19 protein-coding genes and 1 tRNA gene are annotated in these 18,539 nt (G+C 61.6%); 13 read left to right on the top strand and 7 right to left on the bottom strand.

Annotation, left to right across the window (positions count from 1 at the left end; genetic code table 11):
* Nucleotide 1: 1 nt before the first annotated feature.
* The 4 genes from mltG to HG250_RS04020 all read left to right on the top strand — a co-directional run bounded on the left by mltG (nt 2) and on the right by HG250_RS04020 (nt 3,081).
* On the top strand, nt 2–973 hold the full coding sequence (mltG, locus tag HG250_RS04035; RefSeq protein WP_170002892.1) for an endolytic transglycosylase MltG: 972 nt from the start codon (nt 2–4) through the stop codon (nt 971–973).
* A 10-nt stretch (nt 974–983) separates the two neighbouring features.
* The gene (locus HG250_RS04030) at nt 984–1,496 is read left to right on the top strand and encodes a 2'-5' RNA ligase family protein (protein ID WP_170002890.1); all 513 of its coding nucleotides are present in this window, start codon (nt 984–986) and stop codon (nt 1,494–1,496) included.
* A gap of 76 nt (nt 1,497–1,572) precedes the next feature.
* A tRNA-Met gene (locus HG250_RS04025) sits at nt 1,573–1,649 on the top strand.
* 178 nt (nt 1,650–1,827) lie between these two features.
* Nucleotides 1,828–3,081: a tyrosine-type recombinase/integrase gene (locus HG250_RS04020; protein ID WP_011413769.1), complete on the top strand. Its 1,254-nt coding sequence runs from the start codon at nt 1,828–1,830 to the stop codon at nt 3,079–3,081.
* Nucleotides 3,082–3,088: 7 nt separating this feature from the next.
* On the opposite strand, the gene HG250_RS12930 is transcribed toward HG250_RS04020, so the two are convergent.
* Complete coding sequence (locus HG250_RS12930; protein ID WP_240956910.1) at nt 3,089–3,292, bottom strand: DUF5818 domain-containing protein; 204 nt, start codon at nt 3,290–3,292, stop codon at nt 3,089–3,091.
* Nucleotides 3,289–3,891: a lytic transglycosylase domain-containing protein gene (locus HG250_RS04015; protein ID WP_170003039.1), complete on the bottom strand. Its 603-nt coding sequence runs from the start codon at nt 3,889–3,891 to the stop codon at nt 3,289–3,291. Before HG250_RS04015 ends, HG250_RS12930 begins: the two co-directional genes overlap by 4 nt.
* Before the next feature lie 144 nt (nt 3,892–4,035).
* Here HG250_RS04015 and HG250_RS04010 point away from each other — a divergent pair, with 144 nt between their 5' ends.
* The 3 genes from HG250_RS04010 (at nt 4,036) to HG250_RS04000 (ending at nt 11,345) form a co-directional block, all read left to right on the top strand.
* The gene (locus tag HG250_RS04010) at nt 4,036–4,944 is read left to right on the top strand and encodes a DUF7146 domain-containing protein (protein WP_170002888.1); all 909 of its coding nucleotides are present in this window, start codon (nt 4,036–4,038) and stop codon (nt 4,942–4,944) included.
* 75 nt (nt 4,945–5,019) lie between these two features.
* Complete coding sequence (locus HG250_RS04005; protein WP_170002886.1) at nt 5,020–9,267, top strand: strawberry notch family protein; 4,248 nt, start codon at nt 5,020–5,022, stop codon at nt 9,265–9,267.
* 104 nt (nt 9,268–9,371) lie between these two features.
* Nucleotides 9,372–11,345 (top strand): ParB/RepB/Spo0J family partition protein, encoded by a 1,974-nt coding sequence (locus tag HG250_RS04000; protein ID WP_170002884.1) that lies wholly within the window; start codon nt 9,372–9,374, stop codon nt 11,343–11,345.
* Nucleotides 11,346–11,574: 229 nt separating this feature from the next.
* Here the strand turns inward: HG250_RS04000 and HG250_RS03995 are convergent, their stop codons facing one another.
* The 4 genes from HG250_RS03995 to HG250_RS03985 are packed head-to-tail and all read right to left on the bottom strand — an operon-like array spanning nt 11,575 to nt 13,840.
* The gene (locus HG250_RS03995) at nt 11,575–11,967 is read right to left on the bottom strand and encodes a hypothetical protein (RefSeq protein ID WP_011414916.1); all 393 of its coding nucleotides are present in this window, start codon (nt 11,965–11,967) and stop codon (nt 11,575–11,577) included.
* On the bottom strand, nt 11,964–13,295 hold the full coding sequence (locus HG250_RS03990; RefSeq protein ID WP_011414915.1) for a dihydrolipoyl dehydrogenase family protein: 1,332 nt from the start codon (nt 13,293–13,295) through the stop codon (nt 11,964–11,966). Before HG250_RS03990 ends, HG250_RS03995 begins: the two co-directional genes overlap by 4 nt.
* Complete coding sequence (locus tag HG250_RS13025) at nt 13,288–13,500, bottom strand: GDCCVxC domain-containing (seleno)protein (RefSeq protein WP_081432306.1); 213 nt, start codon at nt 13,498–13,500, stop codon at nt 13,288–13,290. The genes HG250_RS03990 and HG250_RS13025 overlap by 8 nt, the downstream gene beginning before the upstream one ends.
* Entirely contained in the window at nt 13,493–13,840 is a 348-nt protein-coding gene (locus HG250_RS03985) for a mercuric transporter MerT family protein (RefSeq protein ID WP_007163747.1), read from the bottom strand. Before HG250_RS03985 ends, HG250_RS13025 begins: the two co-directional genes overlap by 8 nt.
* Before the next feature lie 69 nt (nt 13,841–13,909).
* On the opposite strand from HG250_RS03985, the gene HG250_RS03980 reads away from it, so the two are divergent.
* From HG250_RS03980 to HG250_RS03955, 6 genes are all read left to right on the top strand, one after another.
* Nucleotides 13,910–14,305: a MerR family transcriptional regulator gene (locus HG250_RS03980; RefSeq protein ID WP_011414914.1), complete on the top strand. Its 396-nt coding sequence runs from the start codon at nt 13,910–13,912 to the stop codon at nt 14,303–14,305.
* Between the two features lie 221 nt (nt 14,306–14,526).
* Nucleotides 14,527–15,456, top strand: a complete 930-nt coding sequence (locus HG250_RS03975) for an ArdC family protein (protein WP_170002882.1) — start codon at nt 14,527–14,529, stop codon at nt 15,454–15,456.
* Nucleotides 15,457–15,467: 11 nt separating this feature from the next.
* Nucleotides 15,468–15,908, top strand: coding sequence for a hypothetical protein (locus HG250_RS03970; protein WP_090481503.1), 441 nt, complete (start codon nt 15,468–15,470; stop codon nt 15,906–15,908).
* 219 nt (nt 15,909–16,127) lie between these two features.
* Nucleotides 16,128–17,063, top strand: a complete 936-nt coding sequence (locus HG250_RS03965) for a DUF2493 domain-containing protein (RefSeq protein ID WP_170002880.1) — start codon at nt 16,128–16,130, stop codon at nt 17,061–17,063.
* A 69-nt stretch (nt 17,064–17,132) separates the two neighbouring features.
* Entirely contained in the window at nt 17,133–17,396 is a 264-nt protein-coding gene (locus HG250_RS03960; protein ID WP_011413782.1) for a hypothetical protein, read from the top strand.
* A 274-nt stretch (nt 17,397–17,670) separates the two neighbouring features.
* Nucleotides 17,671–18,069, top strand: coding sequence for a single-stranded DNA-binding protein (locus HG250_RS03955; RefSeq protein ID WP_170002878.1), 399 nt, complete (start codon nt 17,671–17,673; stop codon nt 18,067–18,069).
* Between the two features lie 66 nt (nt 18,070–18,135).
* On the opposite strand, the gene HG250_RS03950 is transcribed toward HG250_RS03955, so the two are convergent.
* Nucleotides 18,136–18,402 (bottom strand): DUF6437 family protein, encoded by a 267-nt coding sequence (locus tag HG250_RS03950; RefSeq protein ID WP_083825588.1) that lies wholly within the window; start codon nt 18,400–18,402, stop codon nt 18,136–18,138.
* Nucleotides 18,403–18,539 lie beyond the last annotated feature (137 nt).

The following is an 18,539-nucleotide window of genomic DNA, read 5'->3' as shown; positions in this document are numbered from 1 at the left end:
CATGATGAGGAAGGGCTGGATCATCGCGCTGGCCGGGCTGCTGGCGTTGCTGGCTGCTGTCGCCGTCTTCGCGGCGGGATGGTATGGCGATGCCGACCTGGAAGACGATACGGCCTTCGTCGTGCCATCCGGCGCCACCCTCACGGCCGTGGCGGCCAAACTGGCGGAAGAAGACCACATCGGGTCGGCCGACGGGTTTCTGTTGCGGGCAAAGATCTTCGGCAGCGGCGATCCGATCAAGGCGGGTGAATTCGTGCTGCGTGCCGGATCGAGCCCGGCAAAGATACTCGACACGCTGCAGCATGGCGAGGTGATCCGGCGCTTCGTGACAATTCCCGAAGGCATGCCGTCGATCCTGGTGCATGAGCGGCTGATGGCGACCCCGCTGCTGACCGGCGATGCGCCCGTTCCGGCAGAAGGATCGGTTCTGCCCGATACCTATGATTTCGAACGAGGCGAATCGCGCGCCGAAGTGCTGAAGCGGATGCAGGACGCGATGGCGGGAACCCTGGACGAACTTTGGGCAAAGCGCAGTTCCGACACGGTCGTCTCCACTCCGCAGCAGGCCGTCACGCTGGCCTCGATCGTTGAAAAGGAAACCGGTGTCCCGAGCGAGCGCGAGATGGTTGCGGGCCTCTATTCCAACCGTGTGCGTCAGGGCATGATGCTGCAGGCCGATCCGACGATCATCTACCCGATCACGAAGGGCAAGCCGCTGGGCAGGCGCATCCGCCGATCCGAAATAGCGGCGGTGAACGATTATAATACCTATTCCATGGTGGGACTGCCGAAGGGGCCGATCACCAATCCGGGCAGGGGCGCGATCGCGGCGGTCTTGAACCCGGCCGATACGAATGCAGTCTATATGGTCGCAGATGGCACGGGCGGGCACGCCTTTGCCGAGACGCTGGCCGAACATAATGCCAATGTTGCCAAATGGTTCGCGCTCCGCCGGCAGCGCGGCGAAATGTGACCGCGGGCGAATGGCCGGCGATGCGCCCCTCATCCTGACGGCGGACCTGGCGCAGGACATGCAGAGCTGGGCCACGGCCTTGCGCGACCGCCATTTTCCGCCCGAACGCAACCATCTGAAGGCGCATGTCACCCTGTTCCACGCGCTGCCGCCATCCTGCGAGAGCGAAATTCGCGACGCGCTCGCCGCGATCGCTGCTGCGAACGCACCCGTCGCAGGCAGGCTTGAAGGGCTGATGCCGCTGGGGCGGGGCAATGCGCTGAAACTGACCAGCCCGGGCATGGTCCAGATCTGGCAGGACCTGGCCGATCACTTCCACGGTCTCCTCACTCCGCAGGATGGCCACAGGCCGCGCCTGCACGTCACCATCCAGAACAAGGTTACCGCGCGCGAGGCGAAGGAGCTGAACGCGCTGCTCGGCCCGCAAATTCTGCCACGCGACTTCCGTTTTCGCGGCCTCTCGATGCATGCCTATCGCGGTGGCCCCTGGAATCATCTGAAGTCCTGGTCGTTTCGCGGTTGACCGCGAACGGCAGCCGCCCTAAACGCGCCGCGCTGAACAGGCGAAAAGCGGTGCTTGCCACCCATCTTCAGCCCGTGGCGGAGTAGCTCAGCTGGTTAGAGCAGCGGAATCATAATCCGCGTGTCGGGGGTTCGAGTCCCTCCTCCGCTACCATTCTCGAATCCGCATGGGTTCGCTTGGGGCCGCATGCATCCGCAAAATTCAATTAAAACAGAATGATGTGAGCGATTCGCGTCCGCTTGCGTGCGCTTGCATTCGCTTGAAGCCGGATTTGGTGTGGGGGTATTTTGGGGGTATTTTCCGGGGGTAGCGAAAAGGAGCGATACCCCCAATGGCCTTGAGTGAGATTCAGATCAAAAAAGCGAAGGCGGCAGAGCGCCCATACAAGCTTGCGGATGGGGAGGGTCTATTCCTCCTTGTTCAAAAGAACGGCTCGAAGCTCTGGCGGCTGAAATACCGTTACCACGGTAAGGAGAAGCTGCTTTCTTTCGGCGCCTATCCCGAAGTAGGAATAGCGGCAGCAAGAGAACTCAAGAAAGTTGCCAAAGGTGTGCTGGCTGAGGGCAGGGACCCGATGGTCCACAAACCGGGTCGGGACTTCGAAGAGGCCAAAACCTTCAGGGCGATCGCCACCATGTGGCATCAGAACAGAGCAAGTAGTCTCGATCCCGCGCATGCGAAGCGTGTCTGGTCACGCATGGACCAGGATGTGTTTCCTGACTTGGGCGAGCTCATGATGCATGAGATCACTCCACCAGAAGTGCTGAAGGTCATTCGGAAAATCGAAGAGCGCGGCGCGCTCGACATCAGTCGGCGGGCAAAGCAATGTATTGGACAGGTGTTCCAGTTCGCTATTGCCAGCGGCCTTTGTGATTCCGACCCTACTGCGCATCTTCGCGGGGCACTGAAGCCACGGCCTCGGGTCAAGCATATGGCGAAGCTACCTCTCGCGCAGCTACCCGAGCTGATGATTAAGATCGGGCAATATCAAGAAGAGGGTGAGAGACGCTCCGAGATTACCCGGGCAGCATTGAATTTCGCTCTTCTTACATGGGTGCGGACGAAGGAGCTTCGATTCGCCAAGAAGCACGAGTTCGAAGATATGGGTGGACCTTCACCAGTATGGCGCATTGGCGCTGACCGGATGAAAATGGGCCGCGAGCATATCGTGCCACTGTCGCGACAAGCCGCTTCTCTTGCTCAGGATTTGATCAGCAAGTCCGAAGGTAAATACGTCTTTCCAGGCCAGAAGCCCAAGATGCCGCTCTCAGAGAATACGATGATCTATGGCCTCTATCGGCTCGGTTACCACGGGCGGCAAACTGTTCACGGCTTCAGGGGTCTGGCGAGCACCTGGGCGAATGAGCAGCTTGTCGAGGTCGGCGATCCCCCGATGTGGATCCGTCGATATCATGAAGACTGGGTCGAACTGCAATTGGCACACAGCGAAGAAAACGAAGTTCGCGGAGCATACAATGCTGCCGAATATCTCGCTCCTCGGCGTGCAATGTTGCAGGATTGGGCAGACTTCCTCGACTCCATCGGCGGCAAGCCGCAAAACATTGCGGTCTTGAGGGCTGCTTGACCTGCTCCTAAGCGAACACCTGACCAAGCCATTCGACGCGAAGCCGGTCGAACCCGACGACAATACCCTCTGCGGTAACTTCAAATCCGAAGTCATCGTTTGAGGGTTCATAGTCTTCAAGAACCCAGTGATCACCGGCATCGGTTACAATTGCAGCTCCCCGAGGAAGATGCTCGAGCCGTCCGCTGATCCTTTTCCGATTCGTAGTCATATCGAGCTGTATGCCATCCATCGGTCGATAACGCTCTTCACATATCCAGGCGTTTCCCGATTTTTCGGTATCCCGCCGGCTCGCGACACGGCGCCGGGTCCAGCGTTGTAGGCGGCCAGCGCGAGATGGATCGCACCAAAGCGCTCTAGCATCTGCTTCAGATACCGCGCGCCACCGTCGATGTTCTGAGCCGGATCGTGGCGATTGCTGACACCGAGTTCTCTTGCCGTTCCCGGCATCAGTTGAGCGAGACCAGCGGCGCCAGCCGGACTGATCGCCATCGGGTTGAACCGCGATTCCTGCCAAATCAGGGCCTGAAGCAGTCGAGGCGGTAATTGGTATCGCGCTTCAGCTTGCCGGATGAGTGGCTCGTACAAAGCTTCCTTGAAGCTTCTATCGATATAAGCCTTGCCGCCTTCTGGTTTGGCCAAGTCGATTGCAGTCGGGTTAAAGCCAAGACCTTTGTCGGTTGTAACCTCAACTTTGCTGAGGTCATGGTCGAAGACTTGAAACTCCCGCGCCCGCGCAGACCCCGAGATCGGTATCGCTATCGCAATCGCAATCGCTAGCGCACCGCAACCGCAGGCCACCAGATACATTCGCATCGCATAACCTTTCACCTTGCCTCGATCTGTAAGAGAACATAAATAGAACAAATAGGTGTAGGAAAACGCTTTTTTGCGTGCTTATCCGAGAGGAGAGAGGGTCGGTTGGAGGGGCAATTGTGAGGCGATGGAGCCGGTATGCCCGTTTCGAATTCAACCCTGTCACGTACCTCGCTTGAGGACACCGCCCGCAAGATCTGCGAAAGCCGGGGCGGCAAGTGGTCCGGCACCAAGGGCATGGCCTGCTGCCCTGCGCATGATGATCGCACGCCGTCACTCGGTGTGTCGCTCGGCCGACAGGCCATCCTCTTCCATTGCTTTGCGGGATGCGATCAGCAGAGCGTGTTGTCTGCATTGGCGCGTGAAGGATTCGAGGCACCGGCGCTTTTTTCAGCTTCTGCGACCACCAACGGCCCCGAACCGACCAGCACCCGCAAACCCTCGGCGGCAGCGCTGAGGATCTGGCGCGATGCACAGCCACTGCGTGCCAGTCCGGCAAAGGAATATCTTGAGAGCCGCGGCATCCTCGCCGCATCTCCAGCGCTCCGCTTCCATCCACGAACGCCGCTTGGTCCAAAAGGACGGACCCGCTTTTTGCCCGCCCTGATCGCGGCAGTCAGCCTCGACGAGGGGCCGGTCGCCGTCCATCGCACGTTCCTTTCGGGCAATACCAAGGCCGCTTTCGACAAGCCGAAACGCGCGCTTGGCGCGCTCGGTGAATCTGCTGTCCGCCTCTTCGCTCCGGCCTCTGGCAAGCTCGGCCTTGCTGAGGGAATCGAGAGCGCGATGTCGGCTTATGCTCTCACCGGCATTCCCGTCTGGGCGACCCTGGGGAATGAGCGTTTCGGCCTCGTTAGTGTGCCCGAAAGCGTGACCGAGCTTCATCTCTTCGTCGATCACGATGCTGGCGGCGAGCTGGCTGCCTCGCGTGGCCTGTCCGCCTATGCCTGCGATGAACGGACGATCCACGTTCGCAAACCATCCTCACGCGACACCGACTGGAACGATGAACTGACAGCATGGCTGAGCCGCAAGGCGGCGCCGTAGAGGAGAGAGGGCTTCTCGAATTCCTGATCCGGCAGAGGGCGTGCCCCGATGCCTTCATTAGGAGGACGAATTGCCATGTTTCAATCAGACCTGTTTCCCGCCGGCGAGCAGTTGCCGTCCAAGCCCTTGGCCTATGCCATTGGCACCCGAGTTGCCGCGCTTCTTGCTTCGGGACGTCATCTTACCCGTACCGACATTTCCGGGCTGTTCGCCGAAGAGACCGGTGTTCTGGATTGGGGAGGTGCCTGGACGATCGACGACTACAACAGCGCGGTCGAGATCGGCGCACTACTCTGGCTTCGAGAGTCCTCACGGATCGATCTGGCGACGAATGTACACGAAGCCGAAGCGCGGTTCGACTGGCTCGAAGCAGCCTTGCCGCCGCGGCACGTTCGCAGCGAAGCACAGGTCGAGCTCCAGCAGTTCTCGACCCCGCCAATGCTGGCCTGGCTGATGGCGAAGGCCGCAGCTGTCTGCGCGCAAGACACGCTGCTCGAACCGTCCGCAGGCAATGGTGCCCTTGCTCTCGGGGGGTGCCTCCAGAACGCTTCGCTGCTCCTCAACGAGATCGATCCGGCAAGACGAGACGGTCTGGCCCACGTCTTCCCCACGGCCACCATCACTGCGCATGACGGGGAACTGATCGCCGACTTGCTTCGCGGCCCTGTTCCGTCTGCCGTGCTGATGAACCCGCCGTTCGCTCACAGCCTGGAACGCGGCAAGGACGGTAAGACCGCTATGCGTCACCTACGCGGTGCAATCCGGGCCGCTGCTAATCGGGCGAGGATCGTCGCCATTATGCCTGAAGGCTTCGACGCCTCCGCCTTCGCCAAGGAACAGGACGAAGCATCGCTGCTCCTCGATGTTCGCCTGCAGCAGATGTTTCGCCGGACAGGGACAGGGATCGCCGTTCGCCTGGTTGTGTTCGACAAGACGCCGACTGCGTCCTCGCCTGCGATCACCGGAGATACTGCCGACCTCATCTCGCTCCACGAGCTTATCACTGCGCTTCCGCCACGCGTACAGACCTCCGCCAACATCCATCGCCTGCCGCTCGGCAAGCCAGTGCGCCTCGTTGGCAAGACTTCGGCCCAAAGCGCGCCGGTTCGGCCGGTGGCGCCGTTCGCCGCGACACCAGCAGCCACCGCGAATGCGATCGACCTTGCCTATTCGGTCCTCGCCGACCCCGCGCCTGTGCCCGAACAGGCAGGCATCTACCTGCCGTACCGGCCCAGCCGCATCGCCTTCGAAGATGCTCCGGTCCATCCCACCCCGCTCGTGGAATCGGTCGCCATGGGTTCGGTCGCGGCACCGCAGCCCGATGTTTGCCCGCGCCTTCCCGCATGTTGGCAGGCCGATGGCCTGCTGTCCGAAGCGCAATGCGAGACACTGGTCTACGCTGCCCAGGCATTTGCGCGCGATCTTCCGGGTCAGTTCAAGGTGAGCCAGGAAGGCACCTCGCTGGAACTCTCCGAGGACGGACACTCCTACCGTCAAGGCTTCTTCCTCGGCGACGGAACCGGAGCGGGCAAAGGACGGCAGATCGCCGCGGTCATCATGGATCGCTGGCTCGCAGGCGAGCGCCGACATGTCTGGATCACCAAGAACGAGGCGCTCCTTGAAGATGCACGCCGCGACTGGGAAGCGCTGGGCGGGCTGCCGCTCGATCTCCAGCCGCTCTCGCGCTGGAAACTCGGCCAGCCCGTAACGATATCCGAAGGCATTCTCTTCGTCACCTATCCGACGCTGCGCTCGGGCCGCGCCGAGGATACGCGGCTCGACCAGATCCTTGCCTGGGCGGGCGAGGATTTCGACGGCGTGATCGCTTTCGACGAAGCCCATGCGATGGCTAATGCGCTCGGGGGATCTTCAATCCGCGGCAAGGCCAAGGGCTCCGAACAAGGGATGGCGGGCCTCAGGCTGCAGAACCATCTCCCGCGCGCCCGCGTGCTCTATGCTTCTGCCACTGGCGCTTCGGATATTGCCAACCTCGGTTACACTTCCCGCCTCGGCCTTTGGGGACCCGAGACCGCTTTTCCGACCCACGAGGCATTCATGACCGAGATCCGCGCTGGCGGCGGCGCGGCGATGGAGCTCGTCGCCCGTGATCTCAAGGCCCAGGGCCTCTATCTTGCCCGTGCGCTGTCCTTCGCCGGGGTCGAGTACGACATCCTCGAACATAGCCTGACCGAAGCACAGGTACGGATCTACGATGCCTATGCGGAGGCATGGGCGATCATCCACCGCAACCTCGAAGCGGCGCTCGAAGCAACCCGCGTGGTCGACGAGGACAGCGGCGACACGCTCAACCGCAATGCCAAGACTGCGGCGCTATCGATCTTTGAAGGCACCAAGCAGCGCTTCTTTGCCCAGCTCCTGCTTTCGATGAAATTGCCGAGCCTGATCCCCGCGATGGAAGTAGCGCTTGGCGAAGAGCATTCGGTTGTCGTGCAGCTGGTCTCGACCGCCGAGGCCATGCTCGACCGGCGCCTTGCCGACCTTACCGTGGAAGAACGCGAAGCTCTCGATATCGATCTGTCCCCGCGTGAATACGTCATCGACTACCTTACGAAGAGCTTCCCGATACGATTGATGGAGGTCTTCGCCGACGAGGACGGCAATCTTCGCTCCGAGGCGATGAGCGACGGAGAGGGCAATCCCGTTTTCTGCCCGCGCGCAATTGCTGCGCGCGATGCGCTGATCGAACAGCTTTGCGCACTGCCGCCCATCGCCACTGCGCTCGATGCGATTATCGAACATTTCGGAACCGACGCCGTGGCCGAAGTCACGGGCCGGACCCGCAGGCTTGTCCTGGGCCGCGATGGTGAGCAGCGCCTCGAACGGCGTAGCCCCAGCGCCAATGTCGCCGAAGCCCAAAGCTTCATGGAAGGGACCAAGCGCATCCTGGTCTTCTCGGATGCGGGCGGTACGGGGCGTTCCTACCATGCCGACCTCGGCTGCCGGAACCAGCAACGCCGGGTCCATTTCCTGCTCGAGCCGGGCTGGCGCGCCGACAACGCTATCCAGGGTCTCGGTCGTACCAACCGCACCAACCAGGCCTCGGCTCCGCTGTTCCGGCCGGTAACCACCGACGTGAAGGGCGAGCGCCGGTTCATATCGACCATTGCGCGAAGGCTCGACGCATTAGGCGCGCTGACGCGCGGCCAGCGCCAGACCGGCGGACAAAACCTGTTCGACCCGGCAGACAATCTCGAAAGCGACTATGCGCGCGACGCGCTCACCCGATGGTTCCAGCTGCTTTATGACGGCAGGCTCGAAGCCACCACATTCGGCAACTTCGTCGAGCGAACGGGCCTCCGGCTCGAAAGTCCAGATGGTGGACTGACCGACAATCTCCCCACGATCCAACGCTGGCTCAACCGCATTCTTGCGCTGCCGATCGCGCTCCAGAACGCGATCTTCGAGGAGTATCTCGGACTTGTCGAAGCGCGGATCGAAGCTGCGCGCGAGGCCGGAACGCTCGACCAGGGACTGGAAACCGTGAGGGTCGATCATTTTACGGTCCTGGCAGATGAACTCCTGCGCACCGATCCCGTGACCCGAGCCGAGACCCGCCTCGTCTCGCTCGAAGTGACGAGGCACCTTCGGCCTCTGCAATTGCAGCGCCTGGTGCGGATGCACGAGATCGGCAGCCGGCACGCGATCCCGATGCGCAATATGCGGTCAGGCAAGGTCGCGCTGTCGGTTCCAGCCCGTCGCCTCATCGCCGACGACGGGGCCGTGATTGAACGCAGGCGCCTGCTGCGCCCGCTCAAGTCCGCGAACTGGACCCTTGAGGCACTCGCTGAGAGCCACTGGGAGGAAATTGGCGTCTCTGCGTTCACCAGCGCCTGGCGGGCCGAGGAAGAAGAGGCGGCCAAATCACCGGTCACTGAGCGAGTCCATTTCGCTACCGGACTTCTGCTTCCGGTCTGGAAGCGCCTCCCAGGCGATCATGTTCGGGTCACCCGGCTCGTTGCCGAAGATGGTCAGTCGATCATCGGTCGCGAAGTGCTCGATATCGATCTCGCTGCGATCGCCGATACCTTTGGTCTATCCGGGGTTACCGGACCATCGGCAGAACAGATCGGCGCGCTTGTGATTGCCAGCGGCAAACCGCTGGGCCTTGCTAGCCATGATCCACTCACCGTGAAACGCTCGCTGGTCGGCGGCGAACAGCGCCTTGAACTGATCGGCTTCTCCCCCGATCGGCTCGACTGGTACAAGAACAAGGGCTGCTTCACCGAGATCATCCGCTACCGCACGCGGCTGTTCGTCCCGGTGTCGAGAGCCTCGTCGGTCCTCCCCGCGCTTGCCGCCTGATCCTTAGGGCAGACCCCAATCTCAGAATGAGAGTGGAGGGAGCCCTTTGGGCTTGTGGGCCTCGTGATCCTCACCTGCGCCTTCATTCCATCAGGAGAACACCCATGATCCATTCGATTCCCTTGAAGAAGCTCGTCCCGAGCCCGCGCAACGTTCGCAAGTCGAGCGACGTGCTGGCCGACCTCCAGCTGCGGGCAGACATTGCTGCGCGCGGCCTGCTGCAGAACCTCGTCGTGCGCAAAGGAAAGCGCGGCAAATTCGAAGTCGAGGCCGGCGGTCGCCGTCTCGCCGCACTGCAGGCGCTGGCCGAAGAGGGCACCTTGCCTGACACGCACGAAGTCACCTGCCTCGTGATCGAAGGCGAGGAAAGCGAAGTGCGCGAAGCCAGCCTCGCCGAGAACTTCCAGCGACTCGCGATGAACCCGGCCGACGAGGCGCAGGCCTTCACCTCCATCATCGAAGCAGGAGCTACGACGGAAGACGTAGCGCGACGCTTCGGCCTCACCGTCCGGTTCGTCGAAGGGCGCCTGCGTTTGGCAAGTCTGGCACCCTGCGTCTTCGAAGCGCTCGCCGAAGGCACGATCACGCTCGACATGGCCAAGGCCTACGGCGCGATCTCCGACGTCGAGCGCCAGGCGCATGTCTATGCCGAGCTGCAGGATGCCTGGTACCAGATCACGCCTGACACGATCCGCCGCATGGTGCTTGATGCCACGGTGCGTGGTTCCGATCCGCGGGCCGTGCTTGTCGGACGCGATGCCTATCTCGCCGCAGGCGGCCGGATTGAGCGCGAACTGTTCGACGATGACGCCAGCGAGAGCTGGATCGATGTCGCGCTGCTCGAAGACCTCGCGCACAAGGCCATGGACGAAGCCGCAGAAAAGACCGCGCTCGAATTTGGCCTTGCCTGGGTCCGGCCGACGCTTGGCAACTACGTCAGCCACGACCTTGTTGAAGGTCTCGGTCGCTTGCCCTGCGAGCCTGCGCCAATGACCGAGCAGGAAGCGCAGGAGCTCGGTGAGCTCGAGGCCGACTACGACCGCGTCGCCGCCGTGCTCGAAGACGAAGACAGCGACGAGGACGAGGTCGCCAAGGCCGAACAGGAACTCGTCGTCATCGACCGCGCCATGCGCGCGCTCAATGACCGGCCGCCGGTCCTCGCTGACGAACTGAAATCCGAGGCTGGTGCCTTCCTAGTCCTCTCGCGCAATGGCGAGCCGACCTTGGTCCCGCAGTTCTACACCGAGACCGAAGTCATCGCTGACGAAGGCGTGATCGAGGCCATTGAAGAGAGCGGTGCGGCGAAGCCCAAGGGCAGCTCGCTGTCCCAGCGCCTGCTCGACGAACTGGCCATGCAGCGCCGCGACATCCTTGCGATCCATCTCGCCAACGATCCGGCACTGGCGCTCGACTTCATGGTCTTCACGCTTGCCGATGTCGATGGACATGACTGGCGCGCCAAGAAAGCGTCGACGCTGGTCGGCTCTGTCGCTTCCGGCCCGGTCACCGGGTTTGAGGCCAAGGATGCGCCGGCGAGCGCTGCCCTGGCCGAGTTTGCCGGGTCGCTCGATGAAAGCTGGCGTGCTGGTGAATGCGACGTGAAGCGGTTTGCGAGGTTCCGGGCGCTTTCCGATGAGGCGCGTTCGGCCTGGCTCGGCCATGTCGTCTCGCGCACTCTAGTTGCAAGCCTTGCGTGCGAAGGCGAACGTTCGGTGCCGCTGCACGAGGCGCTTGGCTCGTTACTTGAAATCGAGACCGCGCATTGGTGGCGTCCCACGGCGGCCAACTACTTCGACCGCGTGGCCAAGGCTCGCACGCTCGAAGCGCTCGATGGCGCCGGCGGTCCCGAACTCGTCAGTCGCTATGCCGCATCGAAGAAGGCCGAACTGGCGAGCGCTGCCGAGCGCATCTTCTCCGGCAACTTCATTGGCGAGCCCGAGGTCAAGGAACGGGCGCAGGCCTGGGTTCCACCTATAATGCGTTTCGCCGGTTCTGAAGAAGCCGAACTGGCGGACCACGGAGGCGACGAGGCGGCCAACGTGGAAGCAACTGACGAAATTGCCGAGCAGGCTGCCTGACCCCTCCTGACAGGTCCAGGTCACTCGGCGGGCGGTCCGTCCCAATCGGGACGGGCCGCCTTTTCCATGTCAAATTTTGGGCCGGTTGCTAACAGTCCGCTCCCAGGCGACTGCGCAGCAGAAGCAGACGGCAGTCTGCTTGATCGAGACCACCCGCTCGTGTTCGCTTTGAAAAGGTTCTTGGTGGAGAGGGTCTCGTTTCTATTTCGCTGTGAACAGAAACCTGAGCTTACGCCGGTCTTCGCCAATACTTCCCTGCTATCCGTTCGGCGATAAAGCTGCCAGCAACTACCCCAAACGTGACCCAGATGATGACGCTTGGACCGTGTTTCCCGAAATCAGCCAAGCCGAATGCCACCATGGCAAAAAGCGCAGCACCAATCAGAAATGCTGGCCCTGCGATCATGCAGTGAAGCCGACGGCAACGCAAAGCGTTTAACGAGCACGCCGCCCCCATCCATAGGAACAGCACCGCCGCGATTTCCACCCTCTCGTTCGGTTGCAGAAGTTCTGCGGTAAAGTTTAGGCCGATTAGCGCCGCAAACGGCACGCCCCAGATTAGGATACGGTGCAGACGGTTGGCGGCCAAGTCACGCTTGTTGGTGGCTTCCGCGTTGCTCATCCCAACATATACCCTGCATCGGAGGCCGCCGTCGGATAAGCGAACATGGTAGATTTGATGTCGTCCGCGTTTAGCCCATGGCGCATGGCCAAGCCGAAGATATTGACGAGCTCGTCGGCGTCAGGGCCGACCAAGTGGGCTCCAAGGATGCGTCCCGTTCCGTTCTCGACCAGCAGCTTGTGGCCGTAGATCTCTTCGTTCAGCCGCCTCGCCGAGAACCAACCAGGGTGCGAGCCAGCATGCACCGTGAAATCCAGCCCTGCCTCACGCGCCTCGCTTTCCAGCATTCCGACCCTGGCCGCCGGCGGCTCCGTGAAAAGTGCACTTGGCACCCCTCGATAGTTCGGAGTTCGACCGGTATCATCGAGTATGTTTTCTACCACGACCTTGGCATCGTTACTGGAGACTGGAGTCAGTGGCGGGCCATTTGCAGCAGCGTCACCTGCCGCGAAGACCTTGGGGTTACTTTGGCTCCGTAGCTGGGCGGTAAGTGCCAAGCGACCCGCGTCACAGGCGACGTCTCCCGCCTCCAGATCGAGCGAGCCGATCGCAGGGATTCTTCCGGCAGCGTGCACCACCAGGCTCCCTTCGATCCTGCGGTCGCCAGCATGGACGGTCAGCACGCTGCCTTTCTTCGTTACGCGGTCCACTTCAGCGTCCACAATTTCGATGCCGAGATCATCGAAACTTGGCATGAGCCAATCGACCGTGTCAGGGTCGAAGGCTTTCAGAATGCGGCCTCGTTGGAAGATTGTGACCTTTGCACCGGCGCGCGCGGCGAGGTGGGCAAATTCTGCGGCAATGTATCCGCCGCCGACGAATACGATCCGATCTGGAAGGGTTTTGAGTTCTAGGAATGCATCGCTGTGAATCAGCAATTCCTCACCTTCGATCCCAAGCGGTCGAGGCTCTGCTCCCGTTGCGATAAGAGCGTGCGAGAAACTCAGTTCCCGGTCGCCTATCACGATCCTGTCGGGGCCAGCAAAGCGTGCCGCGCCGTGAAAAGTCGCGACGCCCTTACGCTCGTAGCGAGCTTCCTGCTTTTCAGGGACGGGGTCGGTAAAGCTGCGCTTGAATGCCTGGAGGTCGGCCCAATCAATTGAAACCGAGCCCTTGATGCCCTTCCCCTTCATTCGCCTGTATGCCGCGAGCGCTTCCTCTCCGCTCACCATCATCTTTTTCGGGTCGCACCCTCGAAGCGCACATGTGCCACCGTAAGGCCGATAATCGATAACCGCGCAGCGCTTCCCGGCGTTGGCCATCTGGTGGACCGCGACCTGCGCAGCAGTTCCCGATCCGATGGCGACGAAATCGAAAGCCTCAGCCATGGCAGCAATCCCCTTCCTGTATTGGGGGGCAGGGAACGGTGCCGTACGAGCAAAACACGCAGCAATCGCCTTGGAGCGGCTGAAGGCGAACGCCGCAACCCGCGCAGTTATGGAAGAACAGGCAAGCGTTGGTCGGCATTTCCATGTCCTCCTCATGACCGCATTCGGGACAGCGCAAGCGCGAGATCAGGATCGGATCAGCCATAGAGGAAGGCACCTGTCAGCAGCGCCGCACCGATGGCAATTCCTATGGCGGTCAGCGCTCGATAAGTCGATGATCCGCATGCACTGTCCGCCGGGCATGTTCGTGCCTGCCGAAACTGCCAGAGCAAACGGAGGGTCGCAGCGAGAAGAAGAGCCGACGCCAGGGTCAGCAACGGGACGCGATAGGGGGCCAGGACCGGCGAGATGCTGCCAAGCCACGCCGAGCCCACACCCACCGACGCGAGCATCAAGGGCAGTGCACAGCATGCAGCTGCCCCGAAGGCTGCAAAGATACCTCCGCCCGTCGCCAATCCGTTCCACCATGTGCTGATGCCGCGCATCGATCGTCCTTTTGCAAACCTCGATTCGCACACCTATTTACAGTCTGTAGCAACTACAGACTCAAGAGGTTGGCTTTGAAAATTGGCGAAGTGGCGAAGCGGACCGGGTGTAACATCGAGACAATCCGGTATTACGAACGGATAGGCGTTATCGATGCTCCGCCGAGAAGGGGCGCCTACCGCGACTATGGTCCTCACGACACGGAGCGCCTCCGCTTCATTCGGCGCGCGCGCGAACTCGGATTTTCCCTCGAAGAGGTGCGGGCATTGCTTGACTTAACGCCAGGTCAGGAAGTGCGTTGCGATGAGGTGCAATCGATCGCCGAACAGCACCTCGCAAACATCCGTGCGAAGCGGGCCGACCTTGAGCGTATGGAGAACGCTCTCGCTAAACTGATCGAGCAATGTGGCACCACGAGCAATGATCGGTGCCCGGTATTGGAAAGCCTCGCGGGCGAAGGCTAGCCCAGCGAATTCAAGCTACAGACCAACGGGTTTCCACCCAGCACTCAAAATTGGCGCAGCCTGCCGGATCAGAAAAGCAAGCGGTCCGCTTTCGGGCACCTTGCAATGTGCGGCCTACGACCAGAATTGGGGCGCATAACGGTCATCATTGAAGGAGAGAGGAGGCAGCTTTGCTCATCCTGAGCCGGGATATGTCCGTCCCGGCCATCAGGAGAACTCCCATGACCAAGTATCGCCGCAGTGCTTCGACTTCGCCAGCCCAGCGCATTACCGCTGCCATCATCGAAAAGCTCGAGCAAGGCACAAAGCCCTGGGTCAAGCCGTGGCGTGGCGTACCGGTTTCGCGGCCCTTACGCTCCTGCGGGACCCCCTATCGCGGGATGAACACCTTCTGGTTGTGGACGGTGGCCGATGGCTGTGGCTACGCCTCGCCCTACTGGATGACCTACCGCCAGTGCCAGCAGCTCGGCGGACAGGTCCGCAAGGGCGAAAAGTCGACCATCGCAATCTTTTACAAGAGCTACACCAAGGAGGTCGAGAGCGCCGAAGGCGAAGCTGACACCGAGAACCGGCGCGTGCTCAAGGCCTATGCCGTGTTCAATGCCGACCAGTGCGACGGCCTCCCCGACTTCTACCATCCAGAGCCACTGGTTGCCGCGCTGGAGCCCTATGGACGAGAAGATCGCCTTGATACCTTCTTTGCTCATGTCGGCGCAGACCTGCGCCACCATGGCGCGCAGGCTTACTATGAGCCGTTGCGCGACCGGGTCACCATGCCGCCAGCCGAACTCTTCGAAGCCTACGACCAATACTATGCGACGCTCGCACACGAGCTTTCGCACTGGACGGGTCACTCTTCGCGGCTCGACCGCGATCTCAAGAACCGCTTCGGCAGCGACGCCTATGCCGCCGAGGAACTGATCGCCGAACTTTCCTCGGCCATTCTCGGGGCAGAACTGGGTCTTCCTGTTACCCATCTCGACCATCACGCCAGCTACATCGCGTCTTGGCTCAAGATCCTCAAATCGGACGAGCGCGCGATCTTGACCGCTGCGGCCAAGGCCGAGGAAGCGGCAAGCCTGTTGCTCGAGCTTGGGGGTCACCAATCCTGCGATAGCGAGGCCGACATCGATCTCGCTGATGCAGCCTGAGGAGCAGTGAGATGGGACGTTCCGTCAGCTATCCAACTGGCTCCGTGGTGGCCTTTCGCCTGCTTGATGAGGGCGAAGGCGGCGATGTCGACTGGGTCTACGAGTGCCTGGTCGACGAGGTCATCGATATCACGAAGGCGACCTTTCCTTCCTTTGAACGCTTCGATGGATGGCGCGGCCGTGAGGACCGCATCCTCCTGCGAAACGCCTTCGCCGATTGCGGCATATCGACCTATTGCGGGCTCGCCGCGATCTGGCTCGCCGAACGCGATGATGCCCGGTACTGGGAGGCGGATTTCTACATCCCAAGAACGGCAAGGGCACGGCACTGGCTCGCCCAGGTGTCAGGAAAGTTCATCGACCTGTTTGGTGAGCTGCGCCTGGTTGGGCGGTTCTCGAATGGTGAAGCGATCTTCGAGCGCTCCCGATCCACCTGCGACAGCGGGTCCTGATCCTGCCTCATCCCAGTCCGCCGGGAGAGGCCCTTGGGCCGGTCGTGGCGAGCCGCAACCTGCGGCCCGTCGGCCCGTGTTGCCCGCGCCAGCCTAGGGCCGCAGGTTTCCCGCTGCGCGGTGCGTCTCGCCCCTTCTCCCGGCTCTGATCGGGCTCCGGCGGACAGGGCCGAGGCAATGGTGCCTCCTCTCCTTGTCCCCGCGATCAGGAGACACCCCATGTACGACAGCTTCATCGACCAGTTGAGCGGCCTTGACCTTTCAAGCCTCAGCATCAGGCCCGCCCCATTCAATGCAACCGACTTTCCCTGCGAGGACGCGATCGACCAGACACTTGGCGCCGTATGGTCCGACCTTTTCGCGATGTTTTCCGACACTGCTTTGGAGGCTGATGCCGAGGATATTGCCTGGGGCATGGTCAATCTCTTTCACCGCGCAGCCAGCCGTAAGTCGGCTCAATTGGATCGGGCCAGCGACGAGATCCGGACTCTGCTGGCATCCGCTGATGGATCCGAAGTGCATTCGAGCAATCTGGAAGAGCAGGTCGAGCGCGCGCAGGCTGCCGAAGCCAGCATGCTGGCCTTCGAGCAAATGCGCGAGGCGACGGCAGCACTTTATCGCGACGAGACCGGTTCCTCGTGGAAGCCCGTTTCCGGCTCGCGCACGAACCATTCGCGAAATCTCACATCGGCCGTGATCGATGCCCGCGATTTCCTGCGCGCACGCGCGGAGAACCGGCGTCATGCCCTGATTCCGGAGGGCACTCCGGTAGTCTTTGCCGGTGGTCGCCAAAGCTTCGAGAGCGCCGAGGATGCGAAGCGTTATGCCGAAAATGTTTGGGCGACGCTGGACAAGGTTCGCGATGTGGTTCCTGATCTCTTCCTGGTTCATGGTGGCGACGGCAAGGGTGCCGATCGCCTGGCCGCGAGCTGGGCCGAGCGCCGCGAAGTACAGCAACTGACCTACTCACTTGATCGTCGGCTTGGTGCCCGCGCCGGATTCAAGCGCAACGAGCAGATGCTCTCGCTCAATCCGCGTTATGTCGTCGCCTTTCCCGGCAATGGCGTCACCGAACGACTGGTGATCGATGCTAAGACGCGCCGGATCACCGTGGTCGATCGTCGCGGCCTCTTGGGCACCTCGCCTGGGTCCTGAGGGGCCCTTCATCATCTGCATCTTCATGGCGCGATGTCCATTCGGCACAGACCCGGCTATAAACTGCTCATGCAACTTGACGATCTGCTGCAGCGCTACTTTGCCACCACCGACCTTTCCGGGGTTTCTCCCGATACCTTTGCAGCCGGCATTGAGCACTGCCGGGTCGATCTCGGCCTTGAGGAGGACCGGGGCAAGCGCTTTGCGCTGTGGTCATTCCTCCACATGTTCGGATCCGCCCCCGATCTTGATGTGGCGTTCGAAAACGAGGAAGACCGGCAAGCAGCTCGCAACTTCATGGATCTCCTGGCAGCATCGGAAGGCGATGGGTAAGCTGATTGCATTGGGAATACGCGAGCCTTCAGGCCCACACCCGATACCCATCCGGCTTTCTTCGCGAACAGTCCTGAACTAGGTCAGCTGAGGACGGCAACCCGTTCCTTTCCGGCCGTGTTGTCGCGCTTCGCGCGCCTGCCCGCACCACCCGTCATGAACAGGTTTCCCTTGGAGCTTCGCTCCTGCGGTGCAGTCCTCCCATGCCCTGCTTCTTCTGGATGTTCGCAAGCCGGAGATGGTCTCCGGTTTGAGGAACTGAAGGACTTACACCATGACCAATATCGCAATCCTCACCGGTCGCATCGCCCGCGAGCCCGACACCCGCGAGACCAAGGGCGGCACCAACGTCACCGGGATCACCGTCGTCACCGATCGCCCAGCACGGGACAAGGACGGCAAGACATACAAGGACGAGAACGGCTACACCGCCAAGGAAAGCGAGTTCCACCGAGTGACCTGCTTCAACGGCCTTGCCAAGACCGTCGGCCAGTACTGCTCCAAGGGCCAGCTGGTCAGCGTCCAGGGCCGCATCCACTACACCCAGTGGGAGGACAAGGACGGGGTCACCCGCTACGGCACCGAAATCCTCGCCGACAAGGTCGACTTCCTCTCCCGCGGCAATGGGTCGGCCGACGAGAACGACAACACCGACGCTCCCGATATCGACTGAACTCTCCCGTCGATCTCCCTCCCGAAGGGGTCCTGTCCAACCGGACAGGGCCCCTTCTTGGTGTTCCTACTCTCCGGATGGCTGTTCGGTGCGAGGAGACGAGCGAGCCGGTGGAAGCAGCTTCTGCAGAGACGCCTCTTCACCGAGCTTTCCGAGCTCTCCGGCAACTCTTGCGAGCGCCTTCTTCGAGAAGGTCTCAAGCCCCGTTCCCAGGATGATGCGTCCCAGTTCTAGGGCGGCTTGAGCTTCAAGTAGCTTCTGGCGCTCGGCAAGTGCCAGCCGGTCGGCCTCGAGTTTCCGGAGTGCTGCGACAGCGCTTCGTTTGGTTGGCATCGGGGTTCCTTTCCTGCACCCCTCGGTGGTTCCTCCCTTCGATCAACATGCACCCGGGCACAGCCTGTAGGAAAGTCCAATCGCGCTGGTCGTCCCTTGCACTACGTAACGGAGCGGGGGAGGGGGCTGGCTCACCG

It is taken from the genome of Pseudopontixanthobacter vadosimaris (assembly GCF_012979275.1).
Lineage (GTDB): Bacteria > Pseudomonadota > Alphaproteobacteria > Sphingomonadales > Sphingomonadaceae > Pseudopontixanthobacter > Pseudopontixanthobacter vadosimaris.
This window is presented reverse-complemented; position numbering and strand designations above follow the sequence as displayed.